The 14936-nt window shown below is 71.0% G+C and carries 9 protein-coding genes; 3 read left to right on the top strand and 6 right to left on the bottom strand.

The genetic code is table 11. The annotated features are described in order from the left end of the window. Positions 1-151: 151 nt before the first annotated feature. Positions 152-1081 (top strand): histone deacetylase family protein, encoded by a 930-nt coding sequence (locus tag F6X51_RS01680; protein WP_150961337.1) that lies wholly within the window; start codon positions 152-154, stop codon positions 1079-1081. Position 1082: 1 nt separating this feature from the next. Here F6X51_RS01680 and F6X51_RS01675 read toward each other — a convergent pair whose 3' ends face one another. Continuing rightward, the gene (locus F6X51_RS01675; protein ID WP_150961335.1) at positions 1083-2111 is read right to left on the bottom strand and encodes a DUF2336 domain-containing protein; all 1029 of its coding nucleotides are present in this window, start codon (positions 2109-2111) and stop codon (positions 1083-1085) included. Positions 2112-2243: 132 nt separating this feature from the next. After that, positions 2244-5096, bottom strand: a complete 2853-nt coding sequence (locus F6X51_RS01670; protein ID WP_150961333.1) for a flagellin N-terminal helical domain-containing protein — start codon at positions 5094-5096, stop codon at positions 2244-2246. Between the two features lie 322 nt (positions 5097-5418). On the opposite strand from F6X51_RS01670, the gene F6X51_RS01665 reads away from it, so the two are divergent. Continuing rightward, positions 5419-6345, top strand: a complete 927-nt coding sequence (locus F6X51_RS01665; RefSeq protein ID WP_150961331.1) for a helix-turn-helix domain-containing protein — start codon at positions 5419-5421, stop codon at positions 6343-6345. Between the two features lie 35 nt (positions 6346-6380). Here F6X51_RS01665 and ribB read toward each other — a convergent pair whose 3' ends face one another. The 3 genes from ribB to F6X51_RS01650 form a co-directional block, all read right to left on the bottom strand. After that, positions 6381-7460, bottom strand: coding sequence for a 3,4-dihydroxy-2-butanone-4-phosphate synthase (gene ribB, locus F6X51_RS01660; protein WP_150961329.1), 1080 nt, complete (start codon positions 7458-7460; stop codon positions 6381-6383). A 37-nt stretch (positions 7461-7497) separates the two neighbouring features. Beyond that, complete coding sequence (gene aroC / locus F6X51_RS01655; RefSeq protein ID WP_150961327.1) at positions 7498-8601, bottom strand: chorismate synthase; 1104 nt, start codon at positions 8599-8601, stop codon at positions 7498-7500. 121 nt (positions 8602-8722) lie between these two features. After that, positions 8723-9856 (bottom strand): anhydro-N-acetylmuramic acid kinase, encoded by a 1134-nt coding sequence (locus tag F6X51_RS01650; RefSeq protein WP_150961325.1) that lies wholly within the window; start codon positions 9854-9856, stop codon positions 8723-8725. Between the two features lie 140 nt (positions 9857-9996). On the opposite strand from F6X51_RS01650, the gene tyrS reads away from it, so the two are divergent. Next, the gene (tyrS, locus tag F6X51_RS01645; protein ID WP_150961323.1) at positions 9997-11274 is read left to right on the top strand and encodes a tyrosine--tRNA ligase; all 1278 of its coding nucleotides are present in this window, start codon (positions 9997-9999) and stop codon (positions 11272-11274) included. A 100-nt stretch (positions 11275-11374) separates the two neighbouring features. Here the strand turns inward: tyrS and F6X51_RS01640 are convergent, their stop codons facing one another. After that, positions 11375-14827 (bottom strand): YhdP family protein, encoded by a 3453-nt coding sequence (locus tag F6X51_RS01640; protein ID WP_150961321.1) that lies wholly within the window; start codon positions 14825-14827, stop codon positions 11375-11377. Positions 14828-14936: the final 109 nt, after the last annotated feature.

The raw sequence follows: 14936 nt of genomic DNA, 5'->3' as shown, positions 1-14936 counted from the left end.
GCGCGTTCCTGGTGGAGGGGCCTTGCGCAGCTTAAGGGCGGGGCGCACTCATCCGTAGCGGGAACGGCCCGAGCCATGGCACATTTGCCGCGCTTGTGGCGCGGACGCGACAGAGCGGTCCGGCCGAGGGGCCGCCGCCGGGAGGCCGATCGTGAGTACCCTGTACCTGAGCCATCCGGCGGCCCTCGACCACGAGGTCCCGCCCGGGCACCCGGAGCGGCCGGACCGGATCCGGGCGATCGAGCGCGTGCTCGAGAACGAGCGCTTCGCCTGCCTCGTGCGGGGCGCCGCGCCGATCGCGGAGGCCGGGGTCGCGACCCTCGTCCACCCGGAGGCCTACGTGGAGGCCCTGGTCGAGGCCTCCCCCGAGGCGGGCTTCGTCGAGATCGACGGGGACACCCTGATGTCGCCCGGCACCCTCGCGTCGGCCCTGCGCGCGGTCGGCGGGGCGGTGCACGCGGTCGACGCGGTGATGCGGGGCGAATGCGCCAACGCCTTCGTGGCGATGCGCCCGCCCGGCCACCACGCCGAGCGGGCCCGCGCCATGGGGTTCTGCCTGTTCAACCACGCGGCGATCGCGGCCCGGCACGCCCAGCGCGCCCACGGCGCCGAGCGGGTCGCCCTCGTCGACTGGGACGTGCACCACGGTAACGGCAGCCAGGACATCTTCTGGGACGACGGCAGCGTGATGTATGCCTCGACGCACCAGATGCCTCTGTTTCCGGGCAGCGGCGCGGCCTCGGAGCGGGGCAGCCGGGACACCATCGTCAACGTGCCGCTGCGCCCGAACGACGACGGGGCGGTCTTCCGCGAGGCCTTCGAGGTCGGCATCCTGGGCCGCCTCGAGGCCTTCCGGCCGGACGTGATCGTGGTGTCGGCGGGCTTCGACGCGCACCGCCTCGACCCGCTGGCGAACCTGCGCCTCGACGAGGCGGATTTCGGCTGGGCCACCCGCAAGCTGATGGACCTCGCCGGGCGCCACGCGGGCGGGCGCATCGTCTCGGTGCTGGAGGGGGGCTACAGCCTGGAAGGGCTGTCCCGCTCGGTCGCCGCGCATGTCGACGCCCTGATGGGGCGCTGAGTCACGGCGCGGCGGCGGTCCGGGCTCCCGGGCGCAACCCGCTGCGGGCCTCGGCCGCCGAGAGGCGGTTGAAGCTCCGGATCAGACCGAGGAGGTCCGCCGCGGTGCCGGGCGTCCGGCGGGCGCGCAGGAAGGCCGTCAGCGTCGCGGGCCGGAGGCCGGCGGCGCGCACGAGCAGCATCATCGGGCGCGCGTCGGCGGCCTCGTGCGCGGACAGCGCGAGCTCGTTCTCCACCTCCGCGAGATGCGCGAGGGCGAACAGCGCCTCGAGGATCCGGCCGCTCTTCAGCCAGTGCAGGATGTCCGCCTCCTCGAGGCCGATCCGCACCCGCAGGGTGACGGAATCGCTCGCATGCGCCCGGGCCCGCGGGCCCCGGTCGAGGTCGACCACCGGCCGCGCCCGCTGGCTCGCCGCCCGCGCGTCCTTCGAGCGGCGCCGGCTGAGGAGGCCCTCGCGGCGGTCGGGCGGGACGTCGCCGCGCCCGGCCAGGCCCGCTTCGAGGACGGCCGGGTCCCGGACCCGCTCGCTGAGGAGCGCGAGGGCGCGGTCGGAGAGGCGCGCGCCCTTGTTGCCGAGGAGGGTCCGCAGCACGCCCTCGTCGCCCTGCTCGGCGATGGTCTCGGCGAGGCGCTCGCTCAGGGTCTGCCGCAGGGCGATCGCCGCGAGGTGGCCCTGCCCGCGGGCCTGGGCGAGGTGCACGAGGGCGTCGTCGGGGATCGCCGCGCAGCCCCGCAGCACCGGCGCGGCGACGCTCGCGGCCGGGTCGAGGGCGAGCTGGCGCACGACCTTGACGGGGGGCTTCGGGAGCGCGCTGACGCGCTCGGCGACGTCCTGGCGGTCGCCGGGGCCGGCGCGCTCGACGAGGCGGCTGATCACGCTGTCGAAGGCGAGGACCTGGCCGGCGGAGAGGCGCGGCGCCACGTCGACGAGGAGGTCCGTCACCTGGCGCAGGACCGCCCGGTGCCGGTCCGTGTCGGCGACCGCGACGACGTGCTCGACGCCCTCCATCAACTCGGCGAGGCTGTTCACGGGGGCTTCCTCTCGCGGCGGCGCGGGGACCCGGGCCCGGCGCGGACTGGACGCTCGTCCGGATCCCGGGCGGTGTCGGGAGGGGCGGCGGGGTCGCCGTCCCTCCCGGGTGTCGGGCGCGGCGCGCCGGCCTCAGCGCAGGAGCTGCAGGATGCCCTGCTGCGACTGGTTGGCGAGGGAGAGGGCCGAGATCGCCAGCGAGTTGCGGGTCGAGAGCGCCTGCGAGTTCGCCGCCTCCTCGTTGAGGTCGGCGTTGGTCAGGTTCGCCGCGCCGGTGTCGAGGATGGTGGTGAGCTTCTTGGTGAAGTCCTGCCGGTTCTGCACCACCGAGAGGTTCGAGCCGAAGGTCGAGGACTGGGTGCGCAGGGTACTGGTGGCGGCGTTGAGGCTGGTCAGGGCCGCGTTCACGTCGGCGTCGGACTGGAAGCCGTTCGAGACGGCGTTGAGCCCGAGGCCGACGGCGTCGAAGCGCACGCCCGCGATGTCGAGGGCCGAGGTGCCCTTCTCGTTGAAGGTGATGTGCAGGGTGTTGTCGGCGGCGTTGTTGCTGGTCCGGTAGAGCAGGTTGACGCCGTTGTAGCCGGTGTCCTGAGCCTGCTGGGTGATCTGCTGCAGGATCTTGTTGAACTGGTCGGCGAGGGTGGAGCGGGTCGAGCTCGCGCCCTTGCCGCCGCCCACGTCGGTCCCCTGGGCGCTGAACGTCGTGCCGCTCGACGCAATCCCGAGGCCGATATCGGTCGTGCCGGCCGACTTGAGGGTGAGCTTCTGGTCGGAGCCGAAGGCCGTGGTCTGGATCGTCAGGTTGTTGTTGACGAAGCTGGCCTTGACCTTCCCGGAGAGCCCGGTGTCGGCGCTGATCTGGCTGTTGATCGCATCGGCGATGTTCTGCTGGGTGACGACGCCGGTGGTGGTCAGGGTGCTGCTGTCGAGGGTGATGGTCTTCGTCTGGCCGCTTCCCAGCGTGAGGCTGAACGAACCGTTGGCGAAGGTGTTGGCCGCGAAGGAGGCCGGCGTCGTCACGGTGCTGGTGATCTTGGCGAAGGACGACCCGTCGCTCGCATCGCGGCCGTAGCCGCTCACCCCCGCCGCCGCGGCGCCCGCGCCGCCTGCGCGGGCGCCGTTGTTGGTGGTCTTCGTGCCGAAGCCGACGCCGACCGTGTCGTTGGTCACCGAGGCGGTGACGCTCGGCGTCGGCCCCGAGGTGGACTTGGCATTGTCCGAGCTGAACGTGATGGCGTTGCCGTTGATCGATGCGCTCGCGGCGATCGCCTGCGCGCCGCCGGAGGTGTCCTTCAGCTTCACGTTGATCGCTTCGATCAGCTTGGCCTGGCTCGCGGCGGTGCCCAGCGCGACGCCGTTCTTGTCGAGGCTCGTGGCATCGACCGTGAAGCTCTTGGTGTTGGTGCCGTCGCCCACCGAGAAGGTGACGGCCTTGCCGCCGGTCAGGTCCACGTTCGGCGTGGCGACCGCGGCCGCACCGGTCGTGGTCGCCCGGGTCCCGAGCAGCCCGAGGGTGTCGGCGCTGTCCGTGACCGTGATGTTGACGTTGTTGGCCTTCGACTGGAACGTCAGCTTGTTGCCGGCGGTGCCCGTGACGTCCACCGCCACGGCGGTGCCGCCGTCGAGCTGTGCCTGGATGTAGGTGGTGATGTCGGCGGTGGTCGCGGTCGTCTTGCCGAGATTGGCGGCGTTGATCGTGATGGTCTTGGAGTTGGTGCCGTCCCCGACCGTCAGGACCGTGGATTGTCCGCCGCTCAGGTCATAGCTGGCCGCGAGGTTCGCGGTGCCGGCGATCGAGGATTTCGTGCCGGCCGTCGCGTCGACCCGTGTCCCGATGCCCGTGGTGGCCGGGCCCGCGGTGCCGGCGGCCGGCGTGAAGGTGGAGAAGCCGAGGCCCGTCGCGCCGCCGGCGGTCTGGGCGCCCGCGATGACGGAGAGTTGCGTATCGGGGCCGACATCCTGCGACGTGAACCTGAGGGTCTTGTTGCTGGTGGCGTCCACGAACGAGGCCGTGATCGTCGATCCGGCATCCGCGAGCTTCTTGTTGACGGCCGCGAGGATGTCCTCGGCCGTCGCGCCGAGCGGGTTGGTGGCGAGCGTCTTGCCGGAATTGTCGACGGCCGTCGTCGCCGACAGGTCGATGTTGACGGTCTTGTTGCCGTCGAACACCGTCAGGGACGCCGTCTGGTTCTTCGAGAAGTCGGTATTGGCCGCGAGTGCCGCGCCCGCCGTGACGGTGACGGCCGTCGGCGGCGTCGCCGAAATGCCGAAGCCGATGTCGCGGGTCGCGTTCGCGGAGCCGTTGACCTTGATCTGGCTGCTGCTGCCCGTCGCCGTGCCGGAGAGCGCGATCTTGCCGTCGGCGGTCTGGCTCGCCACGACCTTTCCGGAGAGCGAGGAGGCCTGGATCTGGCCGTTGATCGCCGAGATGATCTGGTCCGAGGTCACCTTGGTCAGGTCCGAGGTCACGCTCTTCAGGGTCGTGGCGTCGAGCCGGATCGTCGTCTTGCTGACGCCGCCGTCGAGGGAGATGTCGATCGAGGCATCGTGGCTCGTCAGCGACGAGAGGTCCTGCGTGCCGTTCGTGCTGCCGTTGAGACTGGCGTAGCTGGCGCTTCCCGCCACGGTGGCGACCTGGGCGGCGGTGCCGCCGAGGACCGCGCCGGTGCCGCCGGTCTTGTCCGCCAGCGCCTGCTGGGCGGTCGATTTCGCGGTGTCGATCAGCTTCTGGATCGAGCTGATGCCCTGGTTGGCCGCCTGGATCGCCTGGACGCCGTTCGAGATGCCGTCGAGGAGCGAGCTGAGGTCGCTCGAGCGCGCGGTCAGCGACTGCGAGGTGAAGAAGTTCGTCGGGTTGTCGAGGGCCGTGTTGACCTTCTTGCCGGTGGAGAGGCGGCTCTGCGTGGTCGAGAGCAGCGAGGCCGTGTCCTGCAGCGAGAGCAGGTTCTGACGGGTGGCGGCCGAGAGCGTGATGCCGGAGGACATGATGCGTAACCTTTCTGGTTGCGTCGTTCGGGTGAAAGACAGTCCAGAGGGTGAGGGTCCGCAGTTTATCCGAAGCTAAATGCCCGGCTTTGTTCGCAGTCTTGATGGTATGATTTGTCCTATAAAAGGTATGTTTCGTACCGTAGTCGGGTTCCGCAATCCTCGTCGAAGTCCAGTCGGACGACCCATGTGCAAATCAGCCGATCCGCACTAAATACGCGGGCGGACGGCCGGATATGCTGCAATTATGCAATTAAAAGTAGTTGATCCGAGACTTGCACATATCCAGGATGATAAGGTCCGGCTGAAAGTCTGGCGCGGGATGATCGCGCCCTTCTTCGATATCCGGGTGGACCCGGCCGCGCCCTTCCCGACCGATATCGGCCTGCGCTGCTACCACCTCGACCGGATGCTGCTCGGGGCGGTCAAGGCGTCGGCCCAGACCGTCGAGCGCACCCGCACCCGGATCGCCGCCCAGGCCGTCGACCACGTCCTGCTGCATCTCAGCCTGTCGGGGGAGACGTGCCTGGAGACCCGCTCCGGGGAGGTGCCGATCCGGCCGCGCAGCTTCGTGGTCTTCGACCTGACGCAGGAGGCGCGCTTCGCCTCCAAGGGGCTGACGGGGATCAACCTGTGCATCCCGCGCCGGGCCTTCGACGCGCGGGTCGGCGAGATCGCGAACCTCCACGCCGCGCGGCTCCCGGCCCGCGAGACGCCGCTGCTCAAGCTCCTGGCGGCGCATCTGCGCACCATGCGCCACTGCCTGGAGAACGCCGACCCGATGCGCCTCGACCACGTGGTCTCGGCGACCCTGGCTTTGTGCAACGCCGCCCTCACGGCCCCGACGGACGGCGCCCACGACCGCGAGACGGTGCTGGGCGTCGCGGTCCGGCAGTTCATCGAGGAGAACCTGGCGCGCGAGGACCTCGGCCTGGAGATGCTGACGGCCCGGTTCGGCCTGTCGCGCACGCCCCTCTACGCCCTGTTCGAGGCGGAAGGCGGCGTCATCCGCTACATCCGCGGGCGCCGGCTCGCCCGGGCCATGCGCGTCCTGTCGGGGCTCGAGGGCGGCCCGCGTCCCCGCATCTCGACCCTGGCCTACGCCTGCGGCTTCGATTGCGAGAAGATCTTCAGCCGCGCCTTCCGCCGCCGGTACGGGGTCAACCCGCGGGACGTCGACGCGACCTTCCGGCGGGAGGTCCACGACGAGCAGGCCGCCCTGCTGCTGTCGTGGATGCGCGACCTCTGAGCCGCCGCCGCCGAGGCGACCCGGTCCCGCGCGGCTCAGCCGTCGAGGGGCTCGTCGCCGAGCATCTCGATGCCGAAGCCCGAGAGGCCCACATAGGCCCGCGACGAGGTCGAGAGGTTGCGGATCGAGACCACGCCGAGGTCGCGCAGGATCTGGGCGCCGAGGCCGACCTCGCGCCACTGGCGCACCCGTTGCGCCTCCGTGCCCTCCTCCTCGGAAAAGCGCGAGAGCGGCACGCCGGCGGTGCCGTCGCGCAGGTACACGAGGACGCCGCGGCCCTCCCTGGCGAAGCGGCGCATCACGCAGCCGATCTGCTTGCCGCCCTCGATCACGTCCGCCACCACGTTCGAGCGGTGCAGCCGCACCAGCAGGTCGCGCCCGTCGCCGATGCGGCCGTGCACGAAGGCGAATTGCTGGATGGTCTCGAAGGGCGTCGTGTAGACGTAGCCCGTCATCTCGCCGAACTCGGTCCTGACCGGGAAGTGGCCGACCCGCTCGACGAGCTTGTCGCGGGCCTGCCGGTAGGCGATCAGATCCGCCACCGAGACGCGCCTGAGGCCGTGCGTATCGGCAAAAGCGTCGATCTGCGGCCCCTTCATCACGGTGCCGTCGTCGTTGGCGAGCTCGCAGATCACCCCCACGGGCGGCAGGCTCGCGAGCCTGCACAGATCGACCGCCGCCTCCGTATGGCCGGAGCGCATCAGCACGCCGCCGTCCTTGGCGATCAGCGGGAAGACGTGGCCCGGCCGCACGAAGTCGGCCGCCCCCATGTTGCCGTTGGCGAGCGCCCGCACGGTGTTGCAGCGCTGCTCGGCCGAGATCCCGGTGGTGAGCCCGTGCTTGACGTCCACCGTCACCGTGAAGGCGGTGCCGAGCGGCGCGTCGTTCGAGGCGACCATCGGGTCGAGGCGCAGGCGCCGCGCCTCCGCCTGGGTGACCGGCGCGCAGACGATGCCGCAGGTGTTGCGGATGATGAAGGCCATCTTCTCCGGCGTGCAGAGGGAGGCCGCGACGACGAGGTCGCCCTCGTTCTCGCGGTCGTCGTCGTCGGTGACGACCACGATCTCGCCGCGGGCGAAGGCCTCGATGGCCTCGGTGACGCTGGAATGGGGCACGGACGTCGTCTCTTCGAATGCGGGGGCGGGAGGCCGGTCAGGCGCGGGCGCCGACCTGCCCTCGATGGCGCAGATAGTGATCGGCGAGGACGCAGGCCATCATGGCCTCGGCCACCGGCACGGCGCGGATGCCGACGCAGGGGTCGTGGCGGCCCTTGGTGACCACGTCGACGTCGCGGTTGTCCCGGTCGACCGAGCGGCGCGGGGTCAGGATCGAGGAGGTCGGCTTGACGGCGAACCGGCAGATGACGGGCTGGCCCGACGAGATGCCCCCCAGGATGCCGCCCGCGTGGTTGGCGAGGAAGACCGGCCTGCCGTCGTTGCTCGCCCGCATCTCGTCGGCGTTGTCCTCGCCGCGCAGGGCCGCGGCGGCGAAGCCGTCGCCGATCTCGACGCCCTTGACGGCGTTGATCGACATCATGGCCGCCGCGAGGTCCGCGTCGAGCTTGCCGTAGACCGGGGCGCCGAGGCCCGGCGGCACGCCCTCGGCCACCACCTCGATCACGGCGCCGACCGAGGAGCCGTCCCGGCGGATGGCGTCGAGATAGGTCTCGTAGCGCGCCGCCGCCGCGGCGTCGGGGCAGAAGAATGGGTTGCGCCCGGTCTCGTCCCAGTCCCAGTTCGCCCGGTCGATCGCGTGCGGGCCCATCTGGACGAGGGCCGCCCGGATCGCCACGCCCTGGGGCAGCACCTTGCGGGCGATGGCGCCGGCCGCGACCCGGGCCGCGGTCTCGCGCGCCGAGGAGCGCCCGCCGCCGCGGTAATCGCGAAAACCGTACTTCGCGTCGTAGGTGTAGTCGGCATGGCCCGGCCGGTAGCTGTCTCGGATCTCCGAATAATCCTTCGAGCGCTGGTCGGTGTTCTCGATCATCAGGGCGATCGGGGTGCCGGTGGTGAGCTGGCGCCCGCCCGTGCGGTCGTCCGCGAACACGCCGGACAGGATCCGCACCTGGTCGGCCTCGCGGCGCTGCGTGGTGAAGCGCGACTGGCCGGGCTTGCGCCGGTCGAGCTCGGCCTGGATCTCCTCGGCCTCGAGGGGCAGCCCGGGGGGGCAGCCGTCGACGACGCAGCCGAGGGCGACCCCGTGGCTCTCGCCGAAGGTGGTGACGCGGAAGAGGTGGCCGAAGCTGTTGTGCGACATGGCTCGCCCGCTCTAGCGCGGGATCGCCCGGCCCACAAATCCCGGGGCCGGGCGCTCGGCACAACCCTCCTCCGCGGCTGTCTCGGTCGGGCGCCCGGTGTTCCGGGCGGGCGCCGTCGGCTCACGGCCGCGCCAGCACTCCCCCGGTGATCGCCTCGCGCACGCCGGTGGTGGACGGGAAGGTGATCGGCAGGCCCTTGAGCGAGCGCACCGCGAGATGCGCGAAGGCCTGCGCCTCGAGATAGGCCGAGGACCAGCCGATCGCGTCCGCGGTCGTGATCTCGGCGCGCAGGTGGTAGTTCAGCAGGCGCACGAGCTCGCCGTTGCGGGCGCCGCCCCCCGCCACGATCCAGCGGGTCGGGATCTCGGGGGCGTGGTCGAGGGCGCGGGCCACGGCGCGGGCTGTGAAGGCCGTGAGGGTCGCGGCCCCGTCCTCGGTGGAGAGCTGGCCCGCGAGCTTGTGCGAGAACCAGTTCCGGTCGAGGGATTTCGGCGGCCGGCGGACGAAGAACGGGTGCGTCAGGAGCCAGGCGAGGAGCGGCTCGTCGGGTCGCCCCCGGGCGGCGGTGCGGCCGCCGTCGTCGAGGTTCTTGTTCTCCCGCTCCTGCATCCACTCGTCGATCAGGGCGTTCCCGGGCCCGGTGTCGAAGGCGATGATGTTGCCGCGCGAATCGATCAGGGTGGCGTTCGCCACGCCCCCGATATTCAGGATGCCGAACGGGCCGTCGAAGCCCGAGGCCTCCGCCAGCGCCTTGTGGAAGATCGGCACCAGGGGCGCCCCCTGCCCGCCCGCGTCGATATCGGCCCGGCGCAGGTCCGAGACCACCGGGATGCCGAGCCGGGTGGCGAGCGCCTGCCCGTCGCCGATCTGGATCGAGAGCCGGTGGTCGGGCCGGTGGATCACGGTCTGGCCGTGGAAGCCGATGACGTCGATCTCCGAGGCCGAGAGACCGTGATCGTTCATGAAGTGTTCCACGGCCTCGGCATGCGCCGCGGTCACGAAACCCTCCGCCTCCGGCAGCCGGCCCGGGCGGTCGCTCGGGCTGACCACGCTCTCGGCGTCCTTGGTGGCGGCCCGCAGCAGCGCCTTCTCGTCGTCCGCGTAGCCGCGGTAGCCCGTCGGCCCGAGGGGCTCGAGGAAATTGTTGTGGCCCTTGAGGACCTTGACGGTCTCGCCGTCCGTCTCGATCAGGGCGACGTCGACCCCGTCGAGGGAGGTCCCGCTCATCAGCCCGATCGCCCGCATCATCGTCATTCCGAACCGCCCCCGTGCCTTTCCGTGGGCGCCCTGCTAAGAGCCGGCGCATCGTGTCGCAGCGCAGGAGCTAGCACGGGCTCCCCGATCCTGTCCCGCGCCACGCGCCCGCACCGAACCCCCGAGACCCGTACCCTGCCATGACGACCCCGACCGAGAGCATCGCGCCGAAGTCCGACTTCCTGAAGATCCTGACCGAGCGCGGCTACATCCACCAGACCTCGGACCTCGCCGGTATCGACGCGGCCGCGAGCGAGGGGCGCCTCACCACCTATGTGGGCTACGATTGCACGGCGGCCTCGCTCCATATCGGCCACCTCCTGTCGATCATGATGCTGCACTGGCTGCAGAGGACCGGCGGCAAGCCGATCGCCCTGATGGGCGGCGGCACCACCCGGGTCGGCGACCCCTCGGGCCGCGACGAGGCGCGCAAGATCCTGACGCTGGAGCAAATCGAGGAGAACAAGGAGGGCATCAAGAAGACCTTCGCGCGCTTCCTCGACTTCGGCGAGGGCGGCAACGGGGCCGTGATGGTCGACAATGCCGAGTGGCTGACGAAGCTCAACTACATCGAGATGTTGCGCGACGTCGGCCGGCACTTTTCGGTCAACCGCATGATGTCGATGGACAGCGTGCGGATGCGCCTCGAGCGCGACCAGGAACTCTCGTTCCTGGAGTTCAACTACATGATCCTGCAATCCTACGACTTCGTGGAGCTGAACCGGCGCTACGACTGCATCATGCAGATGGGCGGCTCGGACCAGTGGGGCAACATCGTCAACGGCATCGATCTCGGCCGCCGCCTCGGCACGCCGCAGCTCTACGGCCTGACCTGCCCGCTCCTCACCACCGCCTCCGGCGCCAAGATGGGCAAGACCGCCGCCGGCGCCGTCTGGCTCGATGCCGGGATGCTGAGCCCCTACGATTACTGGCAGTTCTGGCGCAACACCGAGGATGCGGACGTGGTCCGCTTCCTCAAGCTGTTCACGCTGCTGCCGATGGACGAGATCAACCGGCTGGCGGGCCTCGGGGGCGCCGAGATCAACGAGGCCAAGAAGGTGCTGGCCACCGAGGCGGCGACCCTGATGCACGGCCGCGAGGCGGCCGAGGCCGCCGCCGAGACCGCGCGCAAGACCTTCGTGGAAGGGACGCTCGCGGCGGATCTGCCGACCGTCACGGTGCCGCGCGCCGCCCTCACAGCCGGCCTCGGGATCCTGACGGCCTTCGGGCCGGAGCACGCCAAGCTCGTGCCCTCCACGAGCGAGGCCCGGCGCCAGATCAAGAACGGCGGCCTGCGCGTCAACGACGTGGCGGTGACCGACGAGCGCGCGCTCCTGCGCGAGGCCGACCTCACGGCGGACGGGGTGATCAAGCTCTCCTTCGGGCGCAAGAAGCACGTCCTGCTGCGGGCCGAGTAGGCCGGCGGAGCGGGAGGGGACGCGGTGTCCCTCCGGTGATTCCCGGATCACTGGACAGGGCCTGTCCGCCCACCCGTCTCGCGCCGAGGCGGATGATCCCCTATCGGTCGCTCGCCGCGTTGCCGGTGAGCCCGTCCGCGAAGGCGTCGCTGCCGCTGCCGCCGGCGCTGAAGAGCTTGCGCAGGAACCCCGGCGCCACGGCCGAGAGCGGGTTCACCCGCACCTCCGGCGCGCCGAGCCGGCCGGAGACGTTGAAGTTCACGGCGAACAAGCCCTCGTTGTGGCCGCCGGCGAGCAGGGGGCCGAACAGCGGCACCTGGGCCACCACGTTGTTCAGCCCGTAGAGCGGCACGAAGGTGCCGTTGATGTCCGTGCGCTCCTTGCCGGTGTCGAGGTAGCCCGAGAGGGTGAAGCCCATGACGGCGTTCGAGATCGCCGCGTCGGTGAAGTCGACGCGGCTGCCGTTGCGCACGAAGTTCGCCCGCATCCGGTCGAAGGTGACCTCGCTGCCCTGCCCCTGCACGATGCGCTTGCGCCCGCGGGAATCCACCACCTCGTTGCTCGCCGGGCCCTCCGCCATGATGCTCGACAGGGCCGGCTCGTTGCGCAGCGTGAAGCTGCGGATCTGGATGATGCCGGATTGCGGCCCGTCGTTCATGTTGGTGCTGACCGCGAGCTTGCCGCCATACATCCGCTTGTAGATGTCGACGAAGCGCAGCGTCGCGCCCGCGTCGAGGGACTCGACCGCGAGCACCGGCACGCCCCGCTCGCCGCGCGTGATGGTCGCCGTGAAGGGGGCGGAGCGGAAGCGGCCCTGGAAATTGGCCGAGCGCACGTCGCGCCCGCGCAGCGACAGCTTGAGGTTCGCGCCGGTCAGCGCCTCGTCGTTGAAGCCCGTGAGGATGTTGAGGGCGATGTCGGCCTCGATGTCCTTCGGGTTCGCATCCTTGGCCGACTTGGCGTCGCCGCCCGAGAGGGATTTCAGGAACGGGCGCGCATCCCCGACGGCGCCCTTCACGTTGACGCGGTAGCCGCCCCCGTTCCGCTCGAGCACGACCCGCATGTCGTCGCCGGGCGAGAGCTTCAGTACCGAGAGCTCGGCCCGCTCGAAGGTCCCGTCCTGGCTGATCGAGGCGCTGCCGCGGGCGCTCGCCGGCGCGGCCTCGAGCACGATGTCGCGCAGGTCGATGGCGTTGCCGGGCCCGCCGTCGATGAGGGCGAAGCTGAGGCGGCCGGGCTTGCCCGGAGGTTTGACGAAGCCGGGGACCAGCCCGTCGATCCCGGCGCGCGCGAGGTCGGCCTCGACCCGGATGGGCGTCCGGGCCGGGCGTCCGATCGGGACCACGGCCCGGACCGGGATCGCGCCCGTGAGCTGGGGCGAGACCGGGAGCCCCTTCTTGGCGCGCAGGGCCTCGTCGAGGCTGAGGCTGACCACGGCCTCGCCGGCGCCGCCCACCTTCGGCTGGCGCAGGTCGATCCCGACCGGCGACCCGGCGATCCGGCCATCCCCCTTCAGCCCGAAGCCGTTCCGGTCGTAGCTCACCGCGAACTTGCCCGATTCGAGCTTCTCCTTGCCGAAGGCCTTGTCGACCGTGAGGTCCGTCAGCGAGCCGCTTAGGGTCACCGGAAGGTCGGGCAGTTCGGGGATGTGCTTGAGGTTCAGCGGGAAGTCGATGCGCAGGTCCGCGTTGCCCTTGACGGCGTTGGGGTCGAGGTCGGCGTTGACCAGGGGCTTGAACATCTTCGTCTGCAGCAGCGCAAGGAGCGCGTCGGCGCCCCCGCCGAGGTGCAGGCCGATCTGCGCGACGACCTTGTCGGGCGTGATCTCCGGGATCACGAAGGTCCCGTCCGAGATCGCTAGGGCGCGGCCGTCCGGCATCCGGATGTCGGCGGTCACGCCCCGGATCGTCGTCGTGCGGCCGGTGATGACGCCGTTGACGCGTCCGCGGGTCAGGGGCGGCGCGTCGTTGCTGACAGTCAGGGCCGCGTCCGATACCGAGAAGGCGATGTGCACCGCGTTGTCGGGCATCGGATCGCCCTTGGTGGCGGAGGCCAGCTCGGCCGCCGACATGTCGACGGTGATGTCGACCGCGTCGGCGCGGCCCCCGCGCAACTCGTCCACCAAGTAGTTCCGGGCCGCGGGCGCGATGTGCTCGGGCCAGAGGCGCATGGCGGTGCGCGCCTCGGTATTCGCTGCGGTGATGTGCAGGGTCAGGCCGTCATCGTCGCCCGTGGTCCCGACGGTCCCGGTGATGCGGCCCTGGACGCCCTCCCCGCTGACGCTGAAATCGTCGATGGCGATGCCTCCGGCGCGTCCGGTCAGGTGGGCGTCGATGGTGCCGATCTTGACCGGCTTGTCACTCGTGGCGGCGCCCCGCAGGACCGCGTCGCGGCCCGACAGCGTGGCCGTCCAGGCGCTGTCGGCCCCGGCCGGGCTCTCGGTCCAGGCGCCGGAGAGGCGCACGGCGTTGCCGGCGCCGCGGTAATCGAGGGAATCGAGCTTCATCACCCGCGCCTGCTCGTCCCAACTGGCGCTGGCCCGTACGCTCTCGACGGTGACCGGGTTGAAGTCCTTCTCCTCGATCAGGAAATTCCCGTCGCTGGTATGGATCGTCGCCTTCATGCCCTCGATCCGGCCGGCATCGATCGCGACGTCGGCCTTGGCCGAGAGCTTCAGGTCCGTGGTCACCGGCAGCCGCGACTGGCCCGAGAGCAGCAGGAGGTCGGTCACCGGAAGGTCGTCGAGGGTGATGATGCCGGTCCGGTGCGAGCCGCCCGCCTCGCGCAGGGTGCCGCCGAAGCGCCATTCCCCGCGCGGCCCGTCGATGCGCAGTTCGAAGATGCGCGCATCCTGGCTGGCGTCGCGCCCGAACAGCCCGTTGACGTGCTCGAACACGGCCCGCTCGCGCGCATCGTCGTCGATCAGCGTGAGGCGCGCATCGGTGATGCGGGCGCGGTCGAGGGCGCCGACCACCCCGGCGGAATCGAGAACGACGCCGAAGATCGACGCCACGGCCGCCGAGAGGGGCGAGACCGCGCCGCGGGCCGGATCGACGCTCGGCAGCGTGTGCGGCTTGATCTCGCCCTGGTGCGAGGGCTCGGAGGCCGCGAAGGCGATCGACCCGTCCCGGTGGACGAGGGCCGTCATCTGCAGGTCGCGGAACTCGATCGAGCGGGGCTGGACGGCGAGGCGCAGGAGGCCCCAGGTGTCGAGGCTGACCACCGCGAGCGGCGCCCGCACCACCAGCGCGCCCTGCGGGTTGCGGATGTCGAGGCCGGCCACGCGGAGCGCCAGGGAGCGCTCGCTGTCGAGTTCGACCGCGCTGTCGCGCAGGGAGACGTGCCAGCCCGGACCGATCCGGTCGGCGATGGCCGAGGCGACCCGCTCCGACAGACCGTCCACCCGCAAGGGCCCGGAGGCCAGGCGCAGGACGCCGAGCCCGGCGCCGAGCCCGAGCAGGAAGACAAGCGACAGGGCCGTCCAGAGACAGACCCCGCGCCAGCGACGGCCCGGCGGCTTCGAGCGAAGTCCCTGGTCCGTTTCCTCAACCATTCAAACCTTGACCGCTGGATCGGAGGGACCGCCCGCCGTAAAGCGAAGGATCTCCCGGGCTACGTCGGCACCTGTCGGCGCGTCGCGCGGATGGCGTTTCTCACCGCAC

Origin of the sequence: Methylobacterium planeticum (genome assembly GCF_008806345.1) — a bacterium.
Classification (GTDB): Bacteria; Pseudomonadota; Alphaproteobacteria; order Rhizobiales; family Beijerinckiaceae; genus Methylobacterium; species Methylobacterium planeticum.
The sequence above is the reverse complement of the archived record's forward strand: the minus strand, read 5'-3'. Positions and strand labels throughout refer to the sequence as shown.